25 protein-coding genes and 5 tRNA genes are annotated in these 25220 nt (G+C 35.9%); 6 read left to right on the top strand and 24 right to left on the bottom strand.

Annotated features, from left to right (window positions below; genetic code table 11):
* Positions 1 to 28: 28 nt before the first annotated feature.
* The 20 genes from rpoB to rpsU all read right to left on the bottom strand — a co-directional run bounded on the left by rpoB (position 29) and on the right by rpsU (position 14622).
* Positions 29 to 3832: a DNA-directed RNA polymerase subunit beta gene (gene rpoB / locus ACUN24_RS11275; RefSeq protein ID WP_445562566.1), complete on the bottom strand. Its 3804-nt coding sequence runs from the start codon at positions 3830 to 3832 to the stop codon at positions 29 to 31.
* Positions 3833 to 3988: 156 nt separating this feature from the next.
* Positions 3989 to 4366, bottom strand: coding sequence for a 50S ribosomal protein L7/L12 (rplL, locus tag ACUN24_RS11270; protein ID WP_029279312.1), 378 nt, complete (start codon positions 4364 to 4366; stop codon positions 3989 to 3991).
* A 64-nt stretch (positions 4367 to 4430) separates the two neighbouring features.
* Entirely contained in the window at positions 4431 to 4952 is a 522-nt protein-coding gene (rplJ, locus tag ACUN24_RS11265) for a 50S ribosomal protein L10 (protein WP_108200815.1), read from the bottom strand.
* Positions 4953 to 4954: 2 nt separating this feature from the next.
* Complete coding sequence (gene rplA / locus ACUN24_RS11260; protein ID WP_116250007.1) at positions 4955 to 5653, bottom strand: 50S ribosomal protein L1; 699 nt, start codon at positions 5651 to 5653, stop codon at positions 4955 to 4957.
* 20 nt (positions 5654 to 5673) lie between these two features.
* Positions 5674 to 6117 carry a 50S ribosomal protein L11 gene (gene rplK, locus ACUN24_RS11255; RefSeq protein ID WP_010601094.1) on the bottom strand — a complete coding sequence of 148 codons (444 nt, stop codon included), beginning with the start codon at positions 6115 to 6117 and terminating at the stop codon, positions 5674 to 5676.
* A 141-nt stretch (positions 6118 to 6258) separates the two neighbouring features.
* The gene (locus ACUN24_RS11250; protein ID WP_445562565.1) at positions 6259 to 6876 is read right to left on the bottom strand and encodes a hypothetical protein; all 618 of its coding nucleotides are present in this window, start codon (positions 6874 to 6876) and stop codon (positions 6259 to 6261) included.
* A gap of 262 nt (positions 6877 to 7138) precedes the next feature.
* Entirely contained in the window at positions 7139 to 7678 is a 540-nt protein-coding gene (locus tag ACUN24_RS11245; protein ID WP_445562564.1) for a hypothetical protein, read from the bottom strand.
* A gap of 8 nt (positions 7679 to 7686) precedes the next feature.
* The gene (locus ACUN24_RS11240) at positions 7687 to 8793 is read right to left on the bottom strand and encodes a hypothetical protein (RefSeq protein WP_445562563.1); all 1107 of its coding nucleotides are present in this window, start codon (positions 8791 to 8793) and stop codon (positions 7687 to 7689) included.
* Complete coding sequence (locus ACUN24_RS11235) at positions 8736 to 9323, bottom strand: hypothetical protein (RefSeq protein WP_445562562.1); 588 nt, start codon at positions 9321 to 9323, stop codon at positions 8736 to 8738. The genes ACUN24_RS11240 and ACUN24_RS11235 overlap by 58 nt, the downstream gene beginning before the upstream one ends.
* Before the next feature lie 182 nt (positions 9324 to 9505).
* Positions 9506 to 10045: a transcription termination/antitermination protein NusG gene (gene nusG / locus ACUN24_RS11230; protein WP_025143263.1), complete on the bottom strand. Its 540-nt coding sequence runs from the start codon at positions 10043 to 10045 to the stop codon at positions 9506 to 9508.
* A 9-nt stretch (positions 10046 to 10054) separates the two neighbouring features.
* Positions 10055 to 10252: a preprotein translocase subunit SecE gene (secE, locus tag ACUN24_RS11225; RefSeq protein ID WP_025143264.1), complete on the bottom strand. Its 198-nt coding sequence runs from the start codon at positions 10250 to 10252 to the stop codon at positions 10055 to 10057.
* Between the two features lie 109 nt (positions 10253 to 10361).
* Positions 10362 to 10432, bottom strand: a tRNA-Trp gene (locus ACUN24_RS11220).
* A gap of 82 nt (positions 10433 to 10514) precedes the next feature.
* A complete protein-coding gene (gene tuf, locus ACUN24_RS11215; protein WP_029279334.1) occupies positions 10515 to 11702 on the bottom strand; it encodes an elongation factor Tu in 1188 nt (395 codons plus the stop codon).
* Between the two features lie 126 nt (positions 11703 to 11828).
* Positions 11829 to 11900 (bottom strand) — tRNA-Thr (locus ACUN24_RS11210).
* 79 nt (positions 11901 to 11979) lie between these two features.
* Positions 11980 to 12055: transfer RNA gene (locus ACUN24_RS11205), tRNA-Gly, on the bottom strand.
* A gap of 81 nt (positions 12056 to 12136) precedes the next feature.
* A tRNA-Tyr gene (locus tag ACUN24_RS11200) sits at positions 12137 to 12219 on the bottom strand.
* 39 nt (positions 12220 to 12258) lie between these two features.
* A tRNA-Thr gene (locus ACUN24_RS11195) sits at positions 12259 to 12331 on the bottom strand.
* A 691-nt stretch (positions 12332 to 13022) separates the two neighbouring features.
* A complete protein-coding gene (hpf, locus tag ACUN24_RS11190; RefSeq protein WP_025143266.1) occupies positions 13023 to 13370 on the bottom strand; it encodes a ribosome hibernation-promoting factor, HPF/YfiA family in 348 nt (115 codons plus the stop codon).
* A 14-nt stretch (positions 13371 to 13384) separates the two neighbouring features.
* Complete coding sequence (locus ACUN24_RS11185; protein WP_445562561.1) at positions 13385 to 14266, bottom strand: tyrosine-type recombinase/integrase; 882 nt, start codon at positions 14264 to 14266, stop codon at positions 13385 to 13387.
* A gap of 161 nt (positions 14267 to 14427) precedes the next feature.
* Entirely contained in the window at positions 14428 to 14622 is a 195-nt protein-coding gene (rpsU, locus tag ACUN24_RS11180; protein WP_025143268.1) for a 30S ribosomal protein S21, read from the bottom strand.
* Positions 14623 to 14787: 165 nt separating this feature from the next.
* Between rpsU and ACUN24_RS11175 the strand changes: the two genes are divergently transcribed.
* On the top strand, positions 14788 to 15174 hold the full coding sequence (locus ACUN24_RS11175; protein ID WP_121282519.1) for a hypothetical protein: 387 nt from the start codon (positions 14788 to 14790) through the stop codon (positions 15172 to 15174).
* Between the two features lie 306 nt (positions 15175 to 15480).
* Here ACUN24_RS11175 and ACUN24_RS11170 read toward each other — a convergent pair whose 3' ends face one another.
* The 3 genes from ACUN24_RS11170 to ACUN24_RS11160 all read right to left on the bottom strand — a co-directional run bounded on the left by ACUN24_RS11170 (position 15481) and on the right by ACUN24_RS11160 (position 19779).
* Entirely contained in the window at positions 15481 to 16584 is a 1104-nt protein-coding gene (locus ACUN24_RS11170; RefSeq protein WP_445562560.1) for a hypothetical protein, read from the bottom strand.
* Between the two features lie 188 nt (positions 16585 to 16772).
* Positions 16773 to 17927, bottom strand: coding sequence for an acyl-CoA dehydrogenase (locus ACUN24_RS11165; RefSeq protein ID WP_445562559.1), 1155 nt, complete (start codon positions 17925 to 17927; stop codon positions 16773 to 16775).
* Between the two features lie 952 nt (positions 17928 to 18879).
* Positions 18880 to 19779, bottom strand: a complete 900-nt coding sequence (locus ACUN24_RS11160) for a ComEA family DNA-binding protein (RefSeq protein WP_445562558.1) — start codon at positions 19777 to 19779, stop codon at positions 18880 to 18882.
* Between the two features lie 94 nt (positions 19780 to 19873).
* Between ACUN24_RS11160 and ACUN24_RS11155 the strand changes: the two genes are divergently transcribed.
* The 4 genes from ACUN24_RS11155 (at position 19874) to ACUN24_RS11140 (ending at position 24514) form a co-directional block, all read left to right on the top strand.
* Entirely contained in the window at positions 19874 to 21625 is a 1752-nt protein-coding gene (locus ACUN24_RS11155) for a lysophospholipid acyltransferase family protein (protein ID WP_445562557.1), read from the top strand.
* Positions 21626 to 21962: 337 nt separating this feature from the next.
* Positions 21963 to 22769: a lysophospholipid acyltransferase family protein gene (locus ACUN24_RS11150; RefSeq protein WP_445562556.1), complete on the top strand. Its 807-nt coding sequence runs from the start codon at positions 21963 to 21965 to the stop codon at positions 22767 to 22769.
* Between the two features lie 126 nt (positions 22770 to 22895).
* On the top strand, positions 22896 to 24104 hold the full coding sequence (locus ACUN24_RS11145; RefSeq protein ID WP_445562555.1) for a hypothetical protein: 1209 nt from the start codon (positions 22896 to 22898) through the stop codon (positions 24102 to 24104).
* Positions 24105 to 24238: 134 nt separating this feature from the next.
* Positions 24239 to 24514: a hypothetical protein gene (locus ACUN24_RS11140; RefSeq protein ID WP_445562554.1), complete on the top strand. Its 276-nt coding sequence runs from the start codon at positions 24239 to 24241 to the stop codon at positions 24512 to 24514.
* Here the strand turns inward: ACUN24_RS11140 and ACUN24_RS11135 are convergent.
* Complete coding sequence (locus ACUN24_RS11135) at positions 24511 to 24663, bottom strand: hypothetical protein (RefSeq protein ID WP_445562553.1); 153 nt, start codon at positions 24661 to 24663, stop codon at positions 24511 to 24513. The two genes, ACUN24_RS11140 and ACUN24_RS11135, sit on opposite strands and share 4 nt — an antisense overlap.
* 147 nt (positions 24664 to 24810) lie before the next feature.
* Here ACUN24_RS11135 and ACUN24_RS11130 point away from each other — a divergent pair, with 147 nt between their 5' ends.
* Positions 24811 to 25116 carry a hypothetical protein gene (locus tag ACUN24_RS11130; protein WP_193419894.1) on the top strand — a complete coding sequence of 102 codons (306 nt, stop codon included), beginning with the start codon at positions 24811 to 24813 and terminating at the stop codon, positions 25114 to 25116.
* The last annotated feature ends 104 nt before the right edge of the window (positions 25117 to 25220 follow it).

Here is a 25220-nt window from a genome sequence, read left to right as displayed (position 1 = left end):
TCACTCATTCACTCATTCTTTCATTCAATTAGTCTAACGTAATATCTAAACCTAATCCGCGTAACTCATGTACCAATACGTTAAACGATTCTGGTACACCTGGCGTTGGTAGGTTCTCACCTTTAACAATGGCTTCGTAAGTTTTGGCTCTTCCGATTACATCATCCGATTTAACGGTTAAGATCTCCTGAAGAATATTAGCTGCACCGAATGCCTCTAATGCCCAAACCTCCATCTCACCAAAACGCTGACCACCGAACTGGGCTTTACCACCCAATGGTTGTTGTGTAATTAATGAGTATGGTCCGATTGAACGGGCGTGCATCTTATCATCAACCATGTGACCTAATTTCAACATGTAGATAATACCTACAGTTGTGGTCTGATCGAAACGCTCACCTGTTAAACCATTATATAAGTAGGTTTTTCCTGAAGCAGGAACTCCTGCTTTAGCAATCCACTCTTCAACCTCCTGGTGTGTAGCACCATCAAAAATCGGTGTAGCGAATTTCACACCTAATTCCTGACCTGCCCAAGCCAAAATAGTTTCATAGATCTGACCAAGGTTCATACGTGAAGGTACACCCAGTGGGTTTAACACGATATCAACCGGAGTACCATCAGCTAAGAAAGGCATGTCTTCATCACGTACAATACGTGCAACAATACCTTTGTTACCGTGGCGACCCGCCATTTTATCACCTACTTTTAATTTACGTTTTTTAGCTACATAAACTTTTGCCATCTGTACGATTCCTGAAGGAAGCTCATCACCTACACTGATCGCGAATTTATCGCGTTTGTAAGCACCAAGTTCTTCGTTAACACGGATACCGTAGTTGTGAAGCAACATTTTAATCATCTCGTTTTTATCATCATCAGTAGTCCATTTGTTAGGGCTAATGTGATTATAATCAAGCTCAGCTAAAATTTTCTGAGTAAATTTAGCGCCTTTAGCAACTAATAATTCTTTGTAAATGTTAAATACACCCTGAGATGTTTTTCCGTTTACGATAGTGAATAATTTGTCAACTAATTCTGCTTTTAATTTCTCAGTGATATTGTTATATCCTTTGTCTAATTTCTCAATTGCCGATTTTTCTTCAGCTTTTGTAGTTTTCTTAGCACGGCTGAATAATTTAGTATCAATTACCACACCCTGGATTGAAGGAGGAGTTTTTAAAGACGCATCTTTAACATCACCTGCTTTATCACCAAAAATTGCACGTAGTAATTTCTCTTCCGGTGAAGGATCAGATTCTCCTTTTGGAGTGATCTTACCAATTAAAATATCACCTTCTTTTACATCAGCACCAACACGGATAATACCGTTTTCATCAAGGTCTTTAGTAGCCTCTTCAGAAACGTTCGGGATATCTGGTGTTAATTCCTCTTCTCCACGTTTAGTATCACGTACTTCTAATTCAAACTCTTCAATATGCAATGAAGTGAAAACGTCATCACGAACAATACGTTCGTTAATTACAATCGCATCCTCAAAGTTGAAACCTTGCCAAGGCATGAATGCCACTTTCAAGTTTCTACCTAATGCCAATTCACCATTTTCAGTTGCATAACCTTCACAAAGCACTTGTCCTTTAGTCACTTTCTGACCTTTCTTAACGATTGGTTTTAAGTTGATACAAGTATTCTGATTGGTTTTTTTGAATTTAATTAAACGGTAAGTTTTGCTATCACCTTCAAATGAAACCAAACGATCATCTTCGTTACGCTCATATTTAATGGTAATTTCGTTAGCATCAACATACTCAACAACACCGTCACCTTCTGCGTTGATCAAAGTTCTTGAGTCACGTGCAACGCGACCTTCTAAACCTGTACCCACAATTGGTGCTTCAGGACGTAACAATGGTACGGCCTGACGTTGCATGTTCGATCCCATCAAAGCCCTGTTCGCATCATCATGTTCTAAGAACGGAATTAACGAAGCAGCGATTGAAGTAATCTGGTTAGGTGCAACGTCCATTAAGTCTAATTTCTCAGGCTCAATAATCGGGAAGTCACCCTCGTAACGTGCTTTAACACGTGGTGTGGTAAAGTTACCTTTATCATCGTACTCTGCATTTGCCTGAGCGATGGTTTTACCATCTTCATCCTCAGCAGATAAATAAATAACGTCTGAATCTACAACTACTTTACCATCTTCAACACGTTTGTATGGTGTTTCAATGAAACCTAAATTGTTGATTTTTGCATGCACACAAAGTGATGAAATCAAACCAATGTTTGGTCCCTCTGGAGTTTCAATAGTACATAAACGACCATAGTGAGTATAGTGAACGTCACGTACCTCGAAACCGGCACGCTCACGTGATAAACCACCTGGACCTAAAGCCGATAAACGGCGTTTGTGTGTGATCTCTGCCAATGGATTCGTTTGATCCATGAACTGAGATAACTGGTTAGTACCAAAGAAAGAGTTGATCACCGATGATAACGTACGGGCGTTAATCAAATCAGTTGGGGTAAACACCTCGTTATCGCGAATATTCATACGCTCACGGATTGTTCTGGCCATACGGGCTAAACCAACACCAAATTGTGCGTACAATTGCTCACCTACCGTACGTACACGACGGTTAGACAAGTGATCGATATCATCTACCTCTTCTTTTGAGTTGATCAATTTGATCAGGTATTTCACAATTGCAATAATATCTGCTTTTGTTAATACTTTAACCTCATCAGGGGTATTCATTTTTAATTTACGGTTGATGCGGTAACGACCAACATCTCCTAAATCGTAACGTTTATCTGAAAAGAATAAACGATCAATGATACCACGGGCTGTTTCCTCATCAGGTGGTTCTGCGTTACGCAAAGCACGATAGATGTTTTCTACAGCTTCTTTTTCTGAGTTTGATGTATCTTTCTGTAATGTATTATATATAATGGTATAATCAGCCTGACTTGCGCCATCTTCTTTTGATAAGATGATGCTTTTTACGCCAGCTTCGATAACCATATCAATGTGTTCGTCTTCTAAAACGGTTTCTCTTTCAAGAATCACTTCATTACGGTCGATAGAAACTACCTCACCAGTATCTTCATCAACAAAATCTTCAACCCATTTTTTCAATACCCTTGCAGCCAGTTTACGACCGATGTATTTCTTTAAACCTGATTTACTAACTTTTACTTCGTCAGCAAGATCAAAAAGTTCTAAGATGTCCTTATCAGAATCGTAACCGATAGCACGTAATAAAGTGGTAACCGGGAATTTTTTCTTACGATCGATATACGCATACATCACGTTATTAACGTCTGTAGCGAACTCAATCCATGAGCCTTTGAAAGGAATAACACGTGCAGAATACAATTTGGTTCCATTAGTGTGACGGCTTTGACCGAAGAACACACCTGGAGAACGGTGTAATTGCGAAACGATAACACGTTCTGCACCGTTGATAACAAACGTACCTTTTGGTGTCATATACGGGATAGTACCTAAGTACACATCCTGGATAATGGTTTCAAAATCTTCATGTTCTACATCATTACAAGAAAGCTTCAGCTTTGCTTTTAATGGAACATTGTAGGTTAATCCACGCTCAATACACTCGTGTATATCGTAACGTGGCGGATCAACAAAATAATCAAGAAACTCTAATACGAAGATATTTCTTGAATCTGTTATTGGAAAGTTTTCAGCAAACACTTTAAACAAACCTTCGCTTGAGCGATCGTCTGATGTGGTATCTATCTGGAAAAATTCTCTGAATGATTGCAATTGCACATCCAGAAAATCCGGATAGTCTATAATGTGCTTACTAGTTGCAAAATTTACTCTTTGTTCGACTGTCTTTGCCAATGGACTAAAAGATTTTAGTTTAAGAATAAACTATTTGTTTGGTTTCGTTCTAACCATGCTCATTAACCAAACAAAATGAGATGTTTATAAACAGGTAAAGACACCGACATTTTCAGTCGGTGTCTGATACATTTTTAGCTTAGCTAAGTTAAGTGATTACTTAATCTCAACTACTGCTCCAGCTTCTTCTAATTGTTTTTTAAGAGCTTCTGCTTCGTCTTTAGTAACACCAGCTTTTAATTCTTTTGGTGCTCCGTCTACTAAGTCTTTTGCTTCTTTCAAACCAAGGCCAGTTAAGTCTTTAACAAGTTTCACAACTGCTAATTTAGCGCCACCAGCTTCTTTTAAGATTACATCAAATGATGTTTTTTCTGCAGCAGCAGCAGGTGCATCACCACCAGCAGCAGGACCAGCAACTACAGCAGCAGCTGCAGGCTCGATACCATACTCGTCTTTTAAGATTTGAGCTAATTCGTTAACTTCTTTAACGGTTAAGTTTACTAATTGCTCAGCAAACGATTTTAAATCTGCCATTTTATTAAGATTTTAAAAATTTACGTAAAAATAATTTTGTTTTATTGCGAACTTAAGGTGTTCGTTAACCTTCTCTCTCTTGTAGAGTTTTAACAATTCCTGCAATTTTGCCTCCGCTTGATTTAAGCGCAGATATAACATTCTTAGCTGGTGATTGTAATAATCCAACGATATCTCCGATAAGCTCTTCTCTTGATTTCAAGCTTACTAAGTTATTCAATTGGTCATCGCCAACGTATACTGATGAATCTATAAATGCTGCTTTAAGCAATGGTTTATCAGATGTTCTTCTCAAAGCTTTAATCAACTTAGCCGGAGCGTTTGCTGTTTTTGAGAATAATAATGATGATGAACCTTTAAGGGCTTCGTATATCTCAGAAGCATCGCCATCCAAACCTTCAATCGCTTTGCGGATTAAAGAGTTTTTAGCTACTTTCATGATGATATCACCTTCGAAACATTTGCGGCGGATGTTGTTAATCTGCTCAACAGAAAGGCTAGAGGTATCAGCAATATAGAAATTGCCATACTCTTGCATTTGTCCTTGTAGTTCTAAAACTACTTCGTTTTTTTCTTCTCTGTTCATGATTAAATCCCCGCTACTGATTTTGTTTCAATTGCAATTCCAGGACTCATTGTAGAAGACACGTGAATGCTCTTAAAATAAGTTCCTTTAGCAGCAGATGGTTTCAATTTTGAAATTACCTGAATGATTTCAAGTGCATTCTCATAAATTTTATCTGCTGGGAATGATACTTTCCCTATTGAAGCGTGTATAATACCGCTTTTGTCTACTTTAAAATCAATCTTACCTGCTTTAACCTCTGTTACAGCTTTACCAACTTCGTTGGTTACTGTACCAGATTTTGGATTTGGCATTAAGTTCCTTGGACCTAAAACGCGGCCTAATTTACCTACTTTTGCCATACAAGCTGGTGTTGTGATAATAATGTCTACATCGGTCCAACCACCTTCAATTTTAGCCACATATTCGTCTAAACCTACGAAGTCTGCGCCGGCTGCTCTTGCTTCTTCTTCCTTATCAGGAGTTACCAAAGCTAAAACACGAACAGTTTTACCTGTACCGTGTGGTAAAGTAGCAATACCACGTACCATTTGATTCGCTTTACGCGGATCAACACCTAAAGATACATCAATATCAACTGACGCATCGAATTTAGTGGTAGTGATTTCTTTTACCAAAGCAGCAGCAGCCTGTAAAGTATAAGCTTTACCAGCTTCTATTTTAGCGTGTGCCTTTTTTTGATTTTTAGTTAATTTCGCCACTGTTGTAAACTGTTTTTTAATTAATTGTTCCAGGGTGCGTCACCAGAAACGGTGATTCCCATACTGCGTGCTGTTCCAGCAACCATACTCATTGCAGATTCGATTGTAAATGCATTTAAATCAGGCATTTTATCCTCAGCAATAACTTTAATCTGGTCCCAGGTCACCGACCCAACTTTCTTACGGTTAGGCTCAGCAGAACCACTCTGTAATTTAGTAGCATCTTTTAACTGGATAGCTACCGGAGGGGTTTTGATGATGAAATCGAATGACTTATCAGCATAAACAGTAATTACAACTGGCAATACTTTACCTGCTTTATCTTGGGTACGAGCGTTGTACTGTTTGCAAAACTCCATAATGTTCACCCCTTTAGCACCTAATGCAGGTCCTACTGGTGGCGATGGATTTGCCGCTCCGCCTTTGATCTGTAATTTGATCATTGCACTGACTTCTTTTGCCATTTTGTGTTTTTTGTTTATTTAAAACTCAATGTTAAATATTGGAAGCATGTAACATTTAATTCCTTAGGGCTCCTATAAAGCTTAAAGGACTGCAAAGATATGGATAATCTTATAGATACACAATAGATAGAGAGAAATATATTATTTCTCTTTGAAATAACTATTAAACAAATCACTCAACTCTAAAATAGCTTTCCTTCCTTTTCTGCCCGGACATTTTTCATTATAATAATCTGGTGCATAAAAAAACAATTCCTTAATGTTATCTTTAGTGATAAGATGTAAATAAATTTGACCGCCGTCGGAGATAGCGTAGCCGGGTTGTTTTAAATCACACCCTTCTCCGTCAATTTTATCATCACTAACGCTCCACATTTTTAATTTTGTGGATTTTGTCCAGAATTGTTTCAAACTATCTAAATTTAAATATTTTGGCTGAAAAAAAACATTAATATCAGCAGGTATAAAATATATTAAATTTGCATTCTTCTTTAAAAAAGTGTCCCTAAACACTTTTGGGATTTCTCTAAGTTTAGGACCAAGTTTCGTGTTGCTTTTATAGGTATAGGTCGATATTGTATCACCCACTTTACTTAGAATTTGATATTCTATATGATGTTGATTGGCAGATGAAATTATATAGGTACTATCTGCATGTTTTTGAAAAAATTTATGCATTGGGGTAATTCCTAAGTAGTTTTGAGCTTGGGCATTTGAATAAGAAAAACAAAAAACAAATAAATAAACTATAAATCTCATGATTATTTTTTTTAGGACCCAGGAGCGTGCTGTTATCTGGGTATCCTGAATGATAGGCATTTTCTAAACCTTTCATTGTAGAAAAATCCATTGTTTGATTTGTTCCCCCAATTTTAAATGAATCATTCTCAAAACTTTTATTCCATAAAGAAGTTTCCCGTAAGCCGCCCCATGCCAAAGCAGTGGCATCTTTTGAATCTAAATTAGGAAATATAGACTTCATTAGATTCACAAAAGAACAATATAATTTTTAGAAATTTCTTCAATGATAAGTCTTTAAATCGTGAATAGATATAAAGGGAAAAAGGTAGACCAAATCTTCAGATTTTGGGATAATATTTCTTTTCCATTCGGGCTTATCAGCCGCCCCTGTGCTCATATCTCTTTGGCTATAAAAAAGACGCTTTATTTTTTCCACTGATTCGAGATTATTTTTCTGACTAAGATTCTGAGTTCCATAAGTACCTATCACAATCGGAACTATCAAAGTTATTTCTTTGCTTTGATTACTCATCAGCGAGCTGTAATCTAACGTTTTAAAATATGACCATTTTGGAAACCATTCAAATGCTAAAGAATCATTTGAATCTATCTTGATAGCATATTTATTTTCACCATATATCCTGACATTTATTTTGAAAGCAAAAGTGTAAAGATCTGTAGTATCTTTGAATTTTATTTTAGATACAGACTCAGAAATAAAATTATAAATTTTCTTCTTTTCTCCTTCGAAATTTCTTCTTTGGGCATAGCAAAAGTTCGCTATTAACAAAAGTGAAATCAAAATTATTTTTTTCCCCATAATATTTTTTAATTGCAGGGTGATTTCCCTGTATTACCTAACCTCAAATAATATTCTGTTCCTCTAAATGACAAATCTGATTTAGTTACTATCGTTTTTCCATTTCCTTCTCCGACTTCAAAATTCGAAGAATTTTTATAAATATTTGACTCTTTTAACCCTTCCCAAACTATAGCCGTAGCATCAAATTGAGAAATTCCAAATACGCTAACAAGATAATTAGACATGGGCAATATGTACTTCTCTGCCATTGTGTTGTGATCCATTTCGTCTACTATTTCTGGCTTACCTTCTACATCTCTAAAATAAGCATGCAAGACCTCATGCATTATAGTAGATGCAATAAATTCCCTACTCGCGTTCAGCAAAATTGCATTATTTAATTTTATATTAATTGAAAATATCCCATTTTCCCAATGTCCGCCATATGTCTCACCCGGCTTATTACCAGCAATCGCAGATGTATCGTAAATATTAATCTGTACACTCGCGTCCTTATTAAATCTTTTTAAAATAGAATCCATTTTATTGGAAATATTTTTACTACCCAACAAAGAATCAACTATTTTAGATATACACGGATCAGTGGTTTTATTATGAATATCTCGATTACCATTAGGGGCATTTGGATTTGTATTCCCCCTCACCGGCAAAGTCACAGCAATATATCCATCATTATTACTTTCAAATTGTTGATAATTTACTGGAGGTGGTGGTGATGCTGTAGCGCCAGGATCTTGATTGCATTTCTCCGCAATTAAGGTAGATCCATTATATTTCCATTCGGTACAGGTTGTAAGACCATTGAAGGTCGAACATCCTCTGTAATAATGATCTATTATTGTTCTCACACATAAGTTTGATCCATCACTTCCACCAGTACCATCACCACTACCGCCATCATTATTGGTAGGCAGAGGCCTTGTGGCAAATGCCTTTGGCCTCACCAGTCCGTTTGTAGCCATTACCTTATTTTGATTACTTAAGCTAATAGCATCAATAGCTGTACCAATATGATCTTTAGCATTCCGGTCAAAAAAGACAGCTTTCACCTTCATTATACTTTCTGGCTGACCATTCTTAAATTTCCAGCCATTGATAAACTGATCATCCAACGTAGTAAAAATAACCGATCCTGTAAAGTTAGTAGCCTTCTTTTATAAGTATTATCTGCAAGTGTTTGTGCAGCCTGTTCGGTGTAAGCTGTCAGTCGCATTAAAGCAGATTCCGTTTTACCAGTGATCTTATCTTTAACCACGATTAAACGAGTGATACCATTTGGATTAGGATTTAAAGAAGTTACATTTTCACCATCAATTTTGTTGCTGATTGATGCCGTACTTACATCTTCCGTGACCGGTAACTCCACTACATAATACTTATTGTCGCTCAAAGTATCTGCCTGATTCCACAGCGGATGAATATCTTCTTTCGGCAAACCGGCACCCGATAATGGCTGATTACCCATCAGTTTTGGTGCAGTTAGCTTCAAGGTCTGGTTGTAGAAATTTTGAGCATCGGTAATGCTAAACGGATGAGTAGATAAATGCTCCTGATCTAAAATTTCTTTTGAGCAGGAACCCAACATGATTAATAATAGTAAAGCAAAACCATATTGCTTTAAGAATTTGTAACTTTTCTTCATTTGTTAATTTAGATTTAAAAGCGTTAATAATGCAATGAGAGAGATTATTGCAGCGAATGTAGTAAATAATTACAAATTAATAATACATAAATGAATATTGAAAATATATTTAATTATAATAAAAAAACCTCCAGATATTAATCTGGAGGTTTTATATTTTAAAAACGTAATTTGTAATCGAATTACTCTTTTTCTACCTGCATGTAGTTAAGCTCAAGTGGTGTTTTACGACCAAAGATTTTAACCATAACTTTCAGTTTTTTCTTCTCTTCGTTTACCTCTTCGATAATACCTGAGAAACCATTGAAAGGTCCGTCCATAACTTTGATTCCTTCGCCAACATAGTAAGGCACATTCATGGTTTCACCCTGTTCGCTCATTTCATCAACCACACCTAAAATACGGTTAACTTCTGCCTGGCGCATTGGAATTGGATTACCGGCTTTATCACCTAAGAAACCAATAACACTATTAATTCCTTTAATAATGTGCTCTAGCTCACCATCAAGAGTAGCTTCGATTAAAACATAACCTGGATAAAAGTTACGCTCTTTGGCAATTTTTTTACCATCTTTCATTTGGTAATATTTTTCCATTGGGATTAATACCTGTGGAACCAAATGAGAGAAACCTAAACGGCTGATCTCAGCATCAATGTACTGTTTTACTTTCTTTTCTTTACCGCTAACAGCCCTTACAACGTACCACTTTAGATCGCTCATTAGTAAATATTAATTAGAAAGTGATTTATAAAAAGTATCTAACACAAATGTAGATCCTTTATCCATTGCAAAAATAACCAATGCAATAATTAAAGAAGCCACTAATACAAGAATTGCCGAACTTTGCAGTTCACCCCAAGTAGGCCATGTAACCTTATTGGTCATTTCATCGTACGATTCTTTTATAAACTCAACTACTTTAGCCATATTTAATTTATTGAATGACTGAATGAGTAAATGAGTGAATGATAATATCCGAAAGTAAACTTTCAAATTCAATCATTCACTCATTCAATTACTCAACCATTGTTTTGAGCACGGGAACAAGGATTCGAACCCTGATCAAAGGTTTTGGAGACCTCTATTCTACCGTTGAACTATTCCCGTATTTAGAAAGCAAAGTACTTAAGTGAACTCAAGCACTTTGCTTTCAGTTATTTACCTGAAGCCCCCTGAGGGGTTTAGGATTTTATTTTAAAATTTCAGTTACCTGACCAGCACCTACTGTTCTACCACCTTCACGGATAGCGAAACGTAGACCTTTTTCCATTGCGATAGCGTTGATCAACTTTACAGTGATGGTAACGTTATCACCTGGCATTACCATCTCAGTACCTTCAGCTAGTGAAATCTCACCAGTAACATCTGTAGTACGGAAATAGAATTGAGGACGGTATTTGTTGAAGAATGGAGTGTGACGACCACCTTCTGCTTTTGATAATACATAGATCTCAGCTTTGAAATCAGTGTGAGGAGTTACTGAACCTGGTTTACAGATTACCATACCACGACGGATATCAGTTTTCTCAATACCACGTAACAATAAACCTACGTTATCACCAGCTTCACCATAATCTAAGATCTTACGGAACATCTCAACACCAGTAACTGTAGATTTTAAGTTCTCAGCACCCATACCTAAGATTTCAACAGGATCTCCAGAGTTGATTACACCACGCTCAATACGACCAGTTGCTACAGTACCACGACCAGTGATCGAGAATACATCTTCAACAGGCATCAAGAATGGAAGCTCAGTTAAACGTGGAGGAATTGGAATGTAGCTATCAACAGCATCCATTAATTCCATAATTTTTGCTACCCATTTAGCATCTCCGTTCAAACCACCTAAAGCAGAACCTTGAATAACAGGAATATCATCACCAGGGAAATCGTAGAACGATAATAATTCACGAACTTCCATTTCTACTAATTCTAATAATTCAGGATCATCAACCATATCCACTTTGTTCATGAATACAACCAATGAAGGTACACCAACCTGACGAGCCAATAAGATGTGCTCACGAGTTTGTGGCATTGGACCATCAGTAGCAGCAACAACGATAATAGCACCATCCATTTGAGCCGCACCTGTAACCATGTTTTTAACATAATCCGCGTGACCTGGACAATCTACGTGTGCGTAGTGACGGTTTGCAGTTGAATACTCAACGTGCGCAGTATTAATAGTAATACCTCTTTCTTTTTCCTCTGGAGCAGAGTCAATTGAATCGAATGAACGTGCCTCAGATAAACCTGCATCAGCTAAAACTTTTGTAATAGCTGCTGTTAAAGTTGTTTTACCGTGATCGACGTGACCGATTGTACCGATGTTTAAGTGCGGTTTACTACGGTCAAATTTTTCTTTTGCCATTTTATTTATAACTAATTAGTAGGTTAACTTTTTATTAATTTTTATTTATTGTTTTGATGCAATGCAACACAAAAAACCTTGTCTACCCTGCATATTAAACAGATTTAACAAAGCTTTATTATCCTGAGCCAACTATGGGAATTGAACCCATGACCTCTTCCTTACCAAGGAAGTGCTCTACCGCTGAGCTAAGTCGGCTTTTTAGTTTCCAGTTCCAGCCTTTAGTTTTAACTATATCAAAACTGTTACCAATAACTGCCCACTTTCTAATTTTTATTGGAGCGGAAGACGAGGTTCGAACTCGCGACCTATAGCTTGGAAGGCTATCGCTCTACCAACTGAGCTACTTCCGCTTTTAAAAATCAGTGATTGATTGAATGAAAGAATGAGAGAATTATTCCATCATTAAAACATTTGGTCATTCATTTAAAGTGTGGGGAGAGAAGGATTCGAACCTTCGAAATCTTGCGATAACAGAGTTACAGTCTGTCCCATTTGGCCGCTCTGGAATCTCCCCATTTTTTACTTCAAAATGTTAACACTTTAAAATAAAAAGAGCCTCCTATCGGAATCGAACCAATGACCTACTGATTACAAGTCAGTTGCTCTACCAGCTGAGCTAAGGAGGCTTTAAATTTTGTGCAATGATACGAAAAATCTTCATTTTTCATATTATTAACGTGTTTTTTTAAAACTTTTATCTTTTTAAAGAACAACCCTTTTCTTCTTAGCGTAACGCCGTTTCCGAAAGGGAATGCAAATATACACACTTATATTTCACTTCAAAATAAATTTGAAAAAAATAATGAAGTTATTTTAGTTAGTGCTCATCATACACCTGAAGGAGCTTAATAATCAATCTCTTAAAATCGAATATTTTTTTATGCCTGTTGCCCTTATAAACATGATTACAATCTATAATCACAATAATCAACAGAAAATAACAAATGTATTAATCTCAATAAATTTAGAATTTATATCATGAGGCCGATTTTTTCACGGAGAATTGCTTAGAAATTAAAATTGTTTTATAGAAATTGCACGAATAACTTCCGATTTCTTTAAATTATTTGAAGAAACTAATATAAAGAAGTCGTCATCTCGACTGAAGCGCAGCGAAACGGAGAGATCTAAATAAAAAAGTATTCTCAAGATAGATCTCTCGGCTCCGTTACACTCCGCTCGAGATGACGCAGCCAAAGGGAATTATCTTTTCAATTTTTCATCGATTGACGGTAACCAGGAAAGTTATCATGAAAACAAAAAGGCGGCACATTTAACTGTACCGCCCATTTGCATTATACTTTTTTTTGTGCTTTGCTAATAATCAGCGGCTTCGCTCTCACTTAAAATTGCTTTATGCTCACTTAATTTTGCACGTGTTTTATCTTTATGTTTCGTAATCTGCTTTCTTAACGATTCGATGGCCAGATCTGTGGCTTCTTCAAATGATTTACATTGTTCTTTAGCGAAGAGGGTACCTCCTGGTACAATCAGTTTTATTTCACTAATTTTATTAGCCTCGTCCTCTACGTTCTCTAACTTTAAATACACTTCTCCGCTAATGATCTGGTCAAAAAACTGATCAAGCTTGTTTGCTTTCTTCTGTATAAAATCTAACAACTTACTGTCTGCACTGAAGTGGATTGATTGAACTCCGATTTTCATTTTTCCTCCTTTTTTTACGCCTTTGGATGGGCTTGTTTATAAATTGTTTTTAATCTTTCGATCGAATTGTGGGTATAAACCTGGGTTGCTGCTAAACTGGTGTGGCCCAAAAGTTCTTTAATCGCATTTAAATCTGCTCCTGCATTTAACAGGCTAGTGGCATAGCTATGCCGCAGCACGTGGGGACTTTTCTTTTCATTGGTTGATACATGGTTTAGGTACGAGGTAACAATACGGTATATTAATTTCGGATATGCCGCTGCACCTGTATTGGTAACGATTAATGTAAGCAAATTGTTATTAAAGTTTTGCAACTTTTTTAGGTCAATATACGTATTTACCTGATTGATAAGCTGTTTATTTATTGGAATAATTCTTTCCTTATTCCTTTTACCCAGCACCTTTATCGTTCCTGAGTACATATCAATATCAGTATCTTTTAATTGCAACAGTTCAGCTAAACGGATACCGGTTCCAAAAAGCAGTTCGATGACCAGATGATCGCGGACGGAAGGAAAACTTTCATCGAAATATTGCTCCGAATCCAGTAAATGATCCATTTTCTGCGCATCTATAAATACGGGTAGCCTTTTAGGTATTTTTGGCGCCTTAATTAAAACAGCAGGATTTTGATCAATCGCTCCGGTTCTATGTAAAAATTTATAAAAGCTTCGTAAAGCAGATATTTTTCTGTTAATGGTATTTTCTGAATTTTCCTTTTCCATTAACTCAACCAGGTAACTGCGCAGGTGAGTATGTTTTATTTCAGGAAAATCAAGTTCTAATGCCTTAATAAATTCTTCAAACTGATTTAAATCTACCTGATAAGAGGTAATGGTATGTGGAGAATAGCGCTTCTCGTGAGTTAAATAGGTGATAAAACTTTTTAGCAGCATTCAATATCTTTTTGCGGGGCATTGATATGAAGTTACAAATAGTTTTGATATAAAGAAATCATTAATTAATTGTTTATTGAAATGTTCCTGATTTCTTTTTAAAAAGAAAAGTCCTTCCAATTTAACATCGGAAGGACTTTTTGTATTTATATCGTGAACAACTAAGAAGTTGTATCTAGATTCATGTTCTGAATGTAAACAGCATGTTTAATTTCAGTACGGCGAGCAACGGATTTTTTCTCGTATGCTTGGCGACTACGTAGTTCTCTCAATACACCAGTTTTTTCAAACTTTTTCTTGAAACGTTTAAGGGCTTTATCTAATGATTCGCCGTCTTTAATGTTGATAATGATCATAACGCTGAAATACCTCCTCTCGTGGTTTTTAAATTTCCCGTGTTATCGGGGCTGCAAATGTAAGCAAAATATTGAAAAATAGAAAGATTTATAAAAAGAATTTTTTATTTAAATCATTAGTAGAACTTATGTGTTGTTTAGCTACATTTATATATATAATCATATATGACAACAGGTAAAAAAGTAGGTTCAATTATCGCAGTAATAGTTGTTATCGCATTAATCGCAATTTGTTACTATCGTTATTTCTTTGTTTTTGGTGAAGGTGTTAAAGCAGGAGAGTTAAACTATGTAGTAAAAAAAGGCTACGTATTTAAAACCTATGAAGGCAAATTAATTCAAAGCGGAATAAAATCCCGACAAACAGGAACGCTGCAGAACAACGAATTCGAATTCTCTATCGCTAACCAGGAAATTGCTGAAAAAATGATGGCCAATAGTGGTAAGTTTTTCGAATTACACTATAAAGAATATAAACATTCCCTGCCTTGGCGAGGATTTAGCGTTTATGTGGTCGACAGCATTTTAACTTCGAAAGATATACCGCAATAAGCTTGGAGCGAAAAGTCCAAAGACTAAAGCTCAGGGAAGATAGCTTAGGCTCGACACCTATTTGCTTTAGTCTTTAAGCTTTTAACCTTTCTTAGGCTCCTTTCTTTTCCCACATTAGATGTATAAACAATTATGTTTATGTATCATCTCTACCTGTAAACTGGTTATTCGTATTCTTAAAAAGATATCAGTTTTAATCAGGTAATATATTGCAGCAACTTTACTGCATTTTAAAATTCTAGAACTATACCGAATCATCAGAAATAATGAATCAGGAAAAACGAAAAAGATCCGTATAACTTTAACTCATATAAAGTCAAATATATCAAAATCATTACTTTCATCTTCATCAAATACCTCCTGTAAATATCTTTTTGTAGATGTTTTATTTTTTAGCCTATTATTTATGATGTGTTCTGTTTCCTTTGAATTTTGTGCCAACTCCATAATGTAGATGTCTATTTTTTTGAGTATTGCATTTTCAGATTTACCTTTAAAATTTTTGAAAAAGAAATGATTTGGCCCTAAATGGGAACTTATCATATACTTTTCAGTTTCCAACTCATTAATCTTTTTATTTAACTGATCAGTTATACTTTTTATGTTTTTGCCAGAAAACTCTACAGGAATGGAATGTTCTACATCTATGGTTTCTTTTAATAGCAATAGTTCCAAATAGTCGCGTTTTTCCCATGCTTGGGTCAACCGTTTGACCAGTATTTCTTTCTGTTGTTTTTCTTCTTCAGTCTTAAACAAATCGGGATGGACAAGTTTTATGAGCTTTTTGTATAGTTTCTGAAAATCAACATCGGTATTTAAAACCTTACTATGTCTTTCTTTTTCCGTATATTTTTGCTGTTCATCAAAACGTTGTTCATGACTTTCTTCCGTAAATTGCTTGATAAAATCAGGGTTTTTGAAATCATCAAAGGAGAAATTATGATCAACATTAAAACCCATATTTTCCATAAAGCCTTTTAACATCTGCCCTCCCATTTCTTTTTCTAATTCGCTTGCCTGGGCCAAATAATGTTGATCTACCTTTGCCAAGTTCTCCGTTAAAATTTCGGATGAATATTCCATATCTTCAAGCAAAGAAGCTTCACTTTGTATTAAATCATATAAAAGACCTTGCTGCCACTTGGTATACCCCTTTTCAAAATACCTTTCAGAAAGTTTAATGATATAGTTTTCCTTTATACTAAGAAAGGCCTGCTCCTCTTTTAAAGCATGCTTATTATAAAGCTTTTTTATTTTATCCAGTTCTTTTTGCTTATTTGCCACCTGAGATTTAAGATTTTCTATCTTTTCTAATTTTTTAGCTATGCTATCAATATCCTTCGGACGACTGGATTTTGCATCTTCATTAAAAATTATCTGCAGGTCGGGCTTTAAGGTACGCTGTGTCATGCGGTTTATATATAAAATTGATTAGACAAAACTAGCCAATCAAAATGTTTAAAACAAAAAATCCGGAAGGGGTTAAATCCTCCGGATTGCTCATAATATATTTGGTTTGTTGTATATAAGTTGAAGACGTAAGGCTTAGGGTATAAGGTTCAACGCATATAGCCCTAAACCTTCTACCTTAAAACCTTCTACCTTGATAATATTTCTCTGGCAATTACAATTTTTTGTATTTCCGATGTTCCCTCGCCTATGGTACACAACTTGCTGTCGCGATAAAATTTCTCAACAGGAAAGTCTTTGGTATAACCATAACCCCCAAATATTTGAACCGCTTCGGTTGCTACCCTTACCGAAACCTCTGAGGCAAAATATTTCGCCATGGCCGATTCTTTTGTCATAGGTAAATGCCTGTTTTTTAAATCTGCTGCCTGGCGGATCAATAATTCAGCTGCTTCAATCTCTGTAGCCATATCGGCAAGTTTAAAACTAATGGCCTGGAAGCTGGAGATGGGCTGTCCAAACTGCTGCCGTTGTTTCGAATAGGCTACTGCTGCATCAAAAGCACCTTTTGCAATTCCTAAAGCCAATGCGGCAATAGAAATGCGTCCGCCATCTAAAACTTTCATGGCCTGCTTAAAACCTTCGCCAACATTACCCAATAAATTGGCTTTCGGTACACGGCAATTATCAAAAATCATTTCTGTGGTTTCTGATGCGCGCATGCCTAGTTTATTTTCTTTTTTCCCTGCAGTAAAACCAGGTGTACCACGTTCTACTACAATGGCCGAAATCCCTTTCGAGCTTCCCTGCTCCCCTGTTCTTACCATCACAACCGCAACATCTCCGCTTTTGCCATGGGTAATCCAGTTTTTTGTGCCGTTTATAATGTAATCGTCGCCATCTTCAACAGCAGTCGTCATCATTCTTAAGGCATCCGAACCTGTATTTGCTTCGGTTAATCCCCAGGCGCCAATCCACTCGGCTGTTGCCAACTTCGGTAACCATCTTTGTTTCTGTTCTTCGGTTGCAAAGGCCAAAATATGGCCGGTACATAAAGAGTTATGTGCGGCTAATGATAAGCCGATTGAACCGCAAACCCGGGCCACTTCTACAATCACATCAACATATTCCTGGTAGCCCAATCCGGAGCCTCCATATTCTTCCGGAACCAAGACGCCCATTAAGCCTAATTCTCCGAGCTGTTTAAACAATTCGACAGGAAAATGCTGTGCCTCATCCCATTCCATGATATGTGGACGAATGTTTTTCTCTGCAAAATCGCGGACCATGGCCTTTACACTCTGCTGAGTTTCTGTTTCTGAAAAATCGAAGCTTACGCTCATTAAATTTATATTTTATAGTTAGTTGAGGCAATTATAAACAATTATTTGATAGTTAGTTACCATTAAATATTTGTGCAATTACAGAATGATATGGTATTCGGTTCAATTAGTTTATCGGTTAATTTTAAACCTTGAAATTAACGGGGAAAGTTTTTTTCTATTTTCTTACAACTTTAGCCGAATAAGCTTAGATAATGGCGTTTTCGATTGAATGATGATAAGGCATTAACAGTACGAAGATCTTTAAACAAAACAGCATGATGGATACTGAAACAAGTTCAGTATGACGGATCGCGTTAAAATTTAACTGAACAGAAAGCATTTTTGGCCAAAATAGATTCTTTTAAACCTTGCAAGCAATTAACTCCAATAATTAAACTGGAACAGGAAATACATAAGTTTTATTATGGCTATCTTTTTTTGGAAATCAGGTACAGAAGCGTTTGGCGCTATTCAGCCCTGCTCTTCACTTTACTCCGTTGCACTCTGTGTTCGTTCCGATCAGGTTTAGGTGGCAAGGCCGGCACTATGATTTGGGGTTAACCAGCATTTCCCCTCCATAATTAAACCTGATTGAAACGAACACGAATCCCGATTTAAGCACTTGTTTTAATTTTTACTGTGTGCTTGCTTGTTTCACAGGTTTTTAATCGGGTGAGTAATTGTAAAGCAGGGGTTTCGGAACCGATTAGCAATGATATTGCTTTTCAAATCACATTTAAAATTTAAGCTTTTAAGATCTAGAATTCACTAGCGCGACCGTCATTCCCGCGCAGGCGGGAATCTTAAAGCACTTGCATTACGATTCCCAATCTAGTTGGGAATGACGATCTCCCAGCCTACCATTTGCCAAAGAGATCTGTCTTTAATATTGATTTTATGAAATAATTATCCCTCAGACTGACATACAAAATAAATTTTATTTATTTTGTATGTCACTAAGTTTAAGGTGCTAAAAAGAAATATAAGGCGTAATCTTATCAATAACCTGTTGGTTTAAAATTACGATCTTTTTTAAATCGGATGGGTTAGCATAATTGCCATGCTGTTTACGGTATTGAATAATGGCATTGATCTGTTTGAACGAAAGATATGGATTGCGCTTTAAATCGTTAAAAGTTGCTGTATTGATATTTATTGTTTTTAATGGAACATTGCTGATTTCAATCTGATCTTTAATTTCCGCATACTTATTGGAATCTAACCCGTAAACTTCGAGAAGTTGTTCTTTTTTGTAAAAACCGCCTAAACGTTCACGGTATTTAATAATCCTAAGTGCAAAAGTTCCACCAATCCCTTTAATCTCATCCAATTGTGTCGAGTCTGCCTTATTGATATCAACAATCACAGCATCTTTTTTAGCATATTCCTTTTTTTCAAAAGGTACATACTTCCTTGAGGCATTGATGGGCTGATCGGGTATGTTAATATAAGGCAATATCCTTTTATACATATCCGGCGAAATGGTATACATTTTCTGAAGATCTTCGGCTTTGTAAAATTTGCCGCCTTTGGTGGTATAATTTATAATTGATTGTGCCTGTTTTGCCGATAAGCCTAAAGTTTGCCAACCTTCTGCATCTAAAGTATTGGGATCGAACTTAAAAAGTTTAATTGTTTTTCTAGTGTTAGCGTCTTCAATCCGATCGCGAACAGTATTGGCATATGCCTGGTCTGTTATACTGATCTGCTGAATTTGTGCTAAAAGATTCGGATCATCGTTCGAGATTGGCTGATAGTAGCCATATATCGTAGGAAAGGCCTTAATTACAACAATAATAGAGACGAGAAACAACAATCCGTTGAATTCACTTTTGCTAACACCAAAATTTTTGTTCAACCAAATTCTCATTGATGCGATATGACATGTGTATTATAAATATAAATCTTATTTTTGGGATTGCAAAACAGAATAGGTTTTGCCTATCAACAATCTAAGAATTTATATGAAGATCATAACTACATCTGAGTTTGCGAAAGCAACAAAGATAGATAAGCTAGGTGTACCGGGTTTAGCAGGTTTGATGATGGAGATCATGAAACTGAACGACATTAATGACGTATTTGCTCAAAATCAACATTTTAAAGGCTTAGAGTTTGTAGACAAGATATTAGAAACCATTGGCGTTTCTATAGAATTTGATGATGATGATTTAAATTGTATTCCTAAAACAGGCCCTTTTATCGCCATCGCAAATCATCCTTATGGTGGTGTAGAGGGTTTGGCTTTAGTTAAACTATTGTGTACGGTTAGGCCAGATGCTAAGGTAATGGTAAATTTCATTTTGAAAAAAATACCAAACCTCGATGAATTTTTTGTTGCTGTAAATCCTTTCGAAAATGTGCAACATTCTTCAAGTATCAGCGGATTAAAAACTACTTTTGATTTGCTTAGAAATGGAATCCCAATTGGTATTTTCCCTGCAGGAGAAGTTTCTACCTTTAAATTAGATGCTCAGCAGGTAACAGACAGAATGTGGCATCCTGTTGTTGGAAAACTGATTGCTAAAGCAAAAGTACCAGTTGTACCTATTTATTTTCATGGTAATAACGGTGTTTTCTTTAACATTTTGAGCTTCATACACCCTACCCTACGTACAGCAAAATTACCTTCGGAATTTTTAAATAAACATGGACGCACCATTAAGGTACGGATTGGTAAACCAATAGCCGTATCTGAAATTTCGCACATGAACAGCAGCAATAAACTGATGGACTTTTTAAGAGCCCGTACGTATGCGCTGGGTATTGGTTTAGATACGGAGAAGAAACTCTTTAACCCATTAAACTTATTTAAAATTAAAAAGAAACCTACCGAAGTAATTGAAGAAACTTCGAGGCTTTTGATTAAAAATGAAGTAACACTTCTGGAAGATTTCAGGGTTTGGACGGAGAAAAATTATGAGGTATATATTGTTCCGACTTTAAAAATACCGAATATTTTAAGGGAAATTGGCCGCTTACGGGAAATTACTTTCCGCGAAGTAGGTGAAGGCACCAATAAAAAAATCGATCTCGACAATTACGACATCTACTATAACCACTTATTTATATGGGATAAAGATTTAGAAAATATTGTAGGCGCCTACCGGATTGGTAAAGGTGATGAAATTTTAGAAAGCATGGGTCGCCGTGGTTTCTACCTTTCTGAACTTTTTAAAATGAAAGATCAGTTTTACCCGATGTTAAAGCAGGGTATTGAGTTGGGTAGATCGTGGATCAGAAAAGAATACCAGGGCAAGCCACTGCCATTGTTTTTACTTTGGAAAGGAATTTTAAAATATCTGATCGATAACCCACAGTACCGTTACATGTTCGGGCCGGTAAGTATCAGCAACAATTTCTCGAAATTTAGCAAGGCCTTAATTGTAGATTATATTACCAAAAACCATTTCGATTATGAGATGGCCAAATATGTGAAGCCAAGGAACAAATTTAAAGCCGATCTTTTACCAATTTCTACGGATACATTGGTTGATAGCAGCGAGTCTTTTAAAGATCTGGATAGCATAATCGGCGACATTGAAAATTCACATATTAAAGTACCAGTGCTGTTGAGGCAGTACATGAACCTGAATGCGAAGATTATCTCATTTAATATCGATCCTAAATTCTCTGACTGCCTGGATGGTTTCTTAGTGGTTGATACGCATAATATTCCACCTGAAATGCTCGAAAAACTCGGCAAAAACCTGTAAATTAATTCAATAAAAAAACCCAGACATCCATCTGGGTTTTTTATTATCAACTAACCTAAACTTTATAAATACTAACCAAATATTTATGCCACAAAAGTAGGTTCATGTTGTTAAATTGATGTTAATGAAATGTTATTTATAGAATTTCATTCCTTACAATTTCTTAATTGATTAATACACTGTTATTCATATTATTCCATTATCTTTAGGTACTCTGTATGAGCTATGATAAACATTCTTTTCGTGAGAACCGAATGTTTCCCACCCTTATATTTAGCTCAAATAAAAATCATTTATCAGGTTGGCTCTCTAATGGAATCAATCTTGAACTATCATTATGACAGTCATTTCTAAAGAGAATTTTTCAAAGGCAACAGGCATTTGTAATATTCCAATTCCTGGTCTTGCTTCCTTTTTAATGAAGTTCTTAAAGATTAACGACTTCAATGGAATTATTAGAGATGCTAATACCTTAGAAGGAGAAAAATTTGCCAACCATATCCTGAATGTTCTGGGCGTTATTATTCAGATCAACGATGAGGATTTAGCCAACATTCCACAAGAAGGTGCGTTTATTGCAATTGCAAATCATCCCTACGGTGCGATAGAATCATTGGCATTATTAAGGATCCTTGCCAATCACCGACCTGATACAAAGTTTATGGGGAATTTCCTGTTAAAGAAAATCCCAAATCTTGAGAAATGTATTATCGCGGTAAATCCGTTCGAAAAAGTTCAGGATTCATCAAGTATCAGCGGATTAAAAACAACTTTAAAAGCTTTAAAAGAGGGTTGTCCGGTTGCTATTTTTCCGGCAGGCGAAGTTTCTTCTTATAAATTCAGAAAAAATCAGATTACCGACCGCGAATGGCATCCCGTGGTTGGAAAAATCATCTCCAAAGCCAATGTACCGATACTACCAGTGTATTTTCATGGCAATAATGGCATCTTTTTTAGCCTGCTGAAATTTATACACCCTTCTTTACAAACAGCAAAGCTGATTTCAGAATTATTCAACAAAAGTGGTCACCAGTTAAAAATCAGTATCGGCAAACCTATTCATGTGAAAGAAATAGAATGTAAAGATTGTAATATCTCACTTTTAAAACATTTAAGAGCGGAACTTTATGCACTAAAAAATTAACCCGAACTGAATTCACGAAAACCCAATGTTAATTCTCCGTTAAGCGCTACCCTATTGTTCACATAAAGAAATTGTTGCTTTTATGTTAATAATAAGTAAATTTAATATAACCAAATATGAGGCGGTTTGAAAAGAGGAATTTACCCATATATTTTGAGGACCACTTTGTTCGTTTGCCTGATGATGAATACCGTCATCTCGAAGGGACAGAATTATTCTTTCGATTTTTATGACGGAACTTTCAACTTTAGTGTAGATTCTTCAGTCGTTTTTCCAATATCAAAAACAGCAACAACATCAGCTGTTTCTAACTTTTACAGCCGCATCTCTTCTGGCAAGTATGCGCCGCTAATTTCCTCTTTAGAAAAATACCAGAAAAAATATCATTTAAACGACTGGATTTATTATCAACTGATCCGTAAGACAGCTGAACAGATTAGTCCGAAAGCAGATAATTATTTTGGCTATACTTTATACAAATGGTTTTTATTGAGTAAATGCGGTTATGATGCACGATTAGCCGTGGGCAATGATCAGGTTATATTTTATGTCAGAAACGAAGAGGATATTAGCGATATTCCGTTCTTTATGGTTGACAATAAAAAGTTTATGTGCCTTAATTATCATGATTATGGCAAACTATTTAAACAGGCTGATGCTTACAAGCCCATTAAAATTTCAATTCCGGAGGCTAAAAATCCTTTCTCTTATAAGGTGACCAGAATGCCCGATTTTAAACCGGAAAGCTACCAGGAAAAGGATATCGAATTTAGTTACCGTCAAAAAATCCATCATTTTAAGTTAAAAGTTAATGAAGATGTACAAACCATTTTTAAGAATTATCCGGTAGTAGATTTTGAAAGTTATTTTAATATTCCGCTGAGCAGGGAAACATACAGCTCTCTTATTCCTACCTTGAAAGAAAACCTGAAACACATGGATCAGAAAAAAGGTGTCGATTACCTCATGAGATTTACCCGTTATGGTTTTTTATACGAAGATGACGATGAAAACTTTGGCAAAGAAAAACGTTTCTCGCCTGAACAAACCTTATTAAGTACCTACAGCGATTGCGACGACCGGGCTGCATTATTTTTCTATCTGGTAAAGGAAATATATAACCTGCCGATGATTGCCCTGCTGTACCCTAAACATTTAACTATCGCCGTACAGTTCGATAAACCAATTGGCGAACCTGTTACTTATAAAGGCAGGAAGTATTCGTACTGTGAGCCTACACCACAGGCACAAAACTTAAAAATCGGGCAACTTTCTTCAAATTTCAAGAACAGTAAATATGAAGTGGTTTATGCCTACGAGCCTGTTAAGAAATAGGAATTCGTATTAAATAAAAAAACAAACATTAAATTAATGTTAAAGAAATATTAATTTATCAATAACAGACTGATTCATGAGCTATTTAAGGTAATTTAGACCTCTTATATTGAGTTAAATCTAAAACCTTGTCTATGTCTGCTGTTATCTATACTGTTATAAAAGAATTTTTTGTTGAGGTAAACGGCCACCCGATAAAGGCTAGAATTATGTCGCCCATAAATAACGACAAAATTTTCGTTTTTAAAATCAGTTCATTTTACAAAAGCAAAACTGATGCTGATGCCTATGAACCGGCATCTACATTTACTTCTTATGCAAATGCAGAGCGGCATTTACTTCAATACCTGGAAGGTTTCCAGAATACACTGGATCTGGGCGGCGATATCGCACCGGGAAGTAGTTTTTAGCTGTTTTCTTTATCGTCTTTCTCAGGTGGAAGTTCTGATTGGATTACCTCTTCTTCAAATTCCTTTTTGTCTTTTTGGTTTCTTTTAATCAGGTAAGCAATTAAAATAACGACCAGAAGTGCAACGCCGATTACTATTGGGTAATTCATATTTGTTCGATTAAATGCTAACCTATGTGATTTAACCTAAGTTATGAGAAATATTTTATATGTTAAGCAGCAAGCCGTGTGTTAACATAATCATAATATTAATTTAACTTTCCAATTCTTTACCTTTGGAAAAACCCATAAGTTTTAATGAAAAAGAATAAATCTAAGTCGAAAAATCATTCGACAAGCAAAAAATTACGTAAAGAATTAGAATCGAAATTGGCCCTTGCATTTAACGAACTTGTTATCCAGTACGGCAAAGCGAAAAAAACTGATAAAGTAATCGAAAAATTTGCAAAGCAATTAACTAAAAAAGTTACTTTCCATACTCAGGATGATTCTATAACGCCATATATCAAAGAAGAGCAAGTTACTCCTGCAGCTCCGAAGGCTAAAACGGCTAAACCGATTGCAGAAAAGAAAGCAGTAAAAAAAGAGCCGATAGCGGAGTAAATTAAAATTTAGTTAACCGCATACGGTCATAAATCACCTTTTAGCGCATAACCAGTTTTAAATAAAAAAGCAGGATAATTTTCTAATGGAAATTACCCTGCTTT

The sequence above is a fragment of the Pedobacter sp. WC2501 genome (assembly GCF_052682415.1).
This window is presented reverse-complemented; position numbering and strand designations above follow the sequence as displayed.

Coding starts and splice junctions, on each gene's coding strand:
- rplL (WP_029279312.1), bottom strand. CDS start 4,366: ATGGCAGATTTAAAATCGTTTGCTGAGCAATTAGTAAACTTAACCGTT.
- rplJ (WP_108200815.1), bottom strand. CDS start 4,952: ATGAACAGAGAAGAAAAAAACGAAGTAGTTTTAGAACTACAAGGACAA.
- rplK (WP_010601094.1), bottom strand. CDS start 6,117: ATGGCAAAAGAAGTCAGTGCAATGATCAAATTACAGATCAAAGGCGGA.
- ACUN24_RS11250 (WP_445562565.1), bottom strand. CDS start 6,876: ATGAGATTTATAGTTTATTTATTTGTTTTTTGTTTTTCTTATTCAAAT.
- ACUN24_RS11245 (WP_445562564.1), bottom strand. CDS start 7,678: ATGGGGAAAAAAATAATTTTGATTTCACTTTTGTTAATAGCGAACTTT.
- ACUN24_RS11235 (WP_445562562.1), bottom strand. CDS start 9,323: ATGAAGAAAAGTTACAAATTCTTAAAGCAATATGGTTTTGCTTTACTA.
- nusG (WP_025143263.1), bottom strand. CDS start 10,045: ATGAGCGATCTAAAGTGGTACGTTGTAAGGGCTGTTAGCGGTAAAGAA.
- secE (WP_025143264.1), bottom strand. CDS start 10,252: ATGGCTAAAGTAGTTGAGTTTATAAAAGAATCGTACGATGAAATGACC.
- tuf (WP_029279334.1), bottom strand. CDS start 11,702: ATGGCAAAAGAAAAATTTGACCGTAGTAAACCGCACTTAAACATCGGT.
- hpf (WP_025143266.1), bottom strand. CDS start 13,370: ATGAAAATCGGAGTTCAATCAATCCACTTCAGTGCAGACAGTAAGTTG.
- ACUN24_RS11185 (WP_445562561.1), bottom strand. CDS start 14,266: ATGCTGCTAAAAAGTTTTATCACCTATTTAACTCACGAGAAGCGCTAT.
- rpsU (WP_025143268.1), bottom strand. CDS start 14,622: ATGATCATTATCAACATTAAAGACGGCGAATCATTAGATAAAGCCCTT.
- ACUN24_RS11175 (WP_121282519.1), top strand. CDS start 14,788: ATGACAACAGGTAAAAAAGTAGGTTCAATTATCGCAGTAATAGTTGTT.
- ACUN24_RS11170 (WP_445562560.1), bottom strand. CDS start 16,584: ATGACACAGCGTACCTTAAAGCCCGACCTGCAGATAATTTTTAATGAA.
- ACUN24_RS11165 (WP_445562559.1), bottom strand. CDS start 17,927: ATGAGCGTAAGCTTCGATTTTTCAGAAACAGAAACTCAGCAGAGTGTA.
- ACUN24_RS11160 (WP_445562558.1), bottom strand. CDS start 19,779: ATGAGAATTTGGTTGAACAAAAATTTTGGTGTTAGCAAAAGTGAATTC.
- ACUN24_RS11155 (WP_445562557.1), top strand. CDS start 19,874: ATGAAGATCATAACTACATCTGAGTTTGCGAAAGCAACAAAGATAGAT.
- ACUN24_RS11150 (WP_445562556.1), top strand. CDS start 21,963: ATGACAGTCATTTCTAAAGAGAATTTTTCAAAGGCAACAGGCATTTGT.
- ACUN24_RS11140 (WP_445562554.1), top strand. CDS start 24,239: ATGTCTGCTGTTATCTATACTGTTATAAAAGAATTTTTTGTTGAGGTA.
- ACUN24_RS11135 (WP_445562553.1), bottom strand. CDS start 24,663: ATGAATTACCCAATAGTAATCGGCGTTGCACTTCTGGTCGTTATTTTA.
- ACUN24_RS11130 (WP_193419894.1), top strand. CDS start 24,811: ATGAAAAAGAATAAATCTAAGTCGAAAAATCATTCGACAAGCAAAAAA.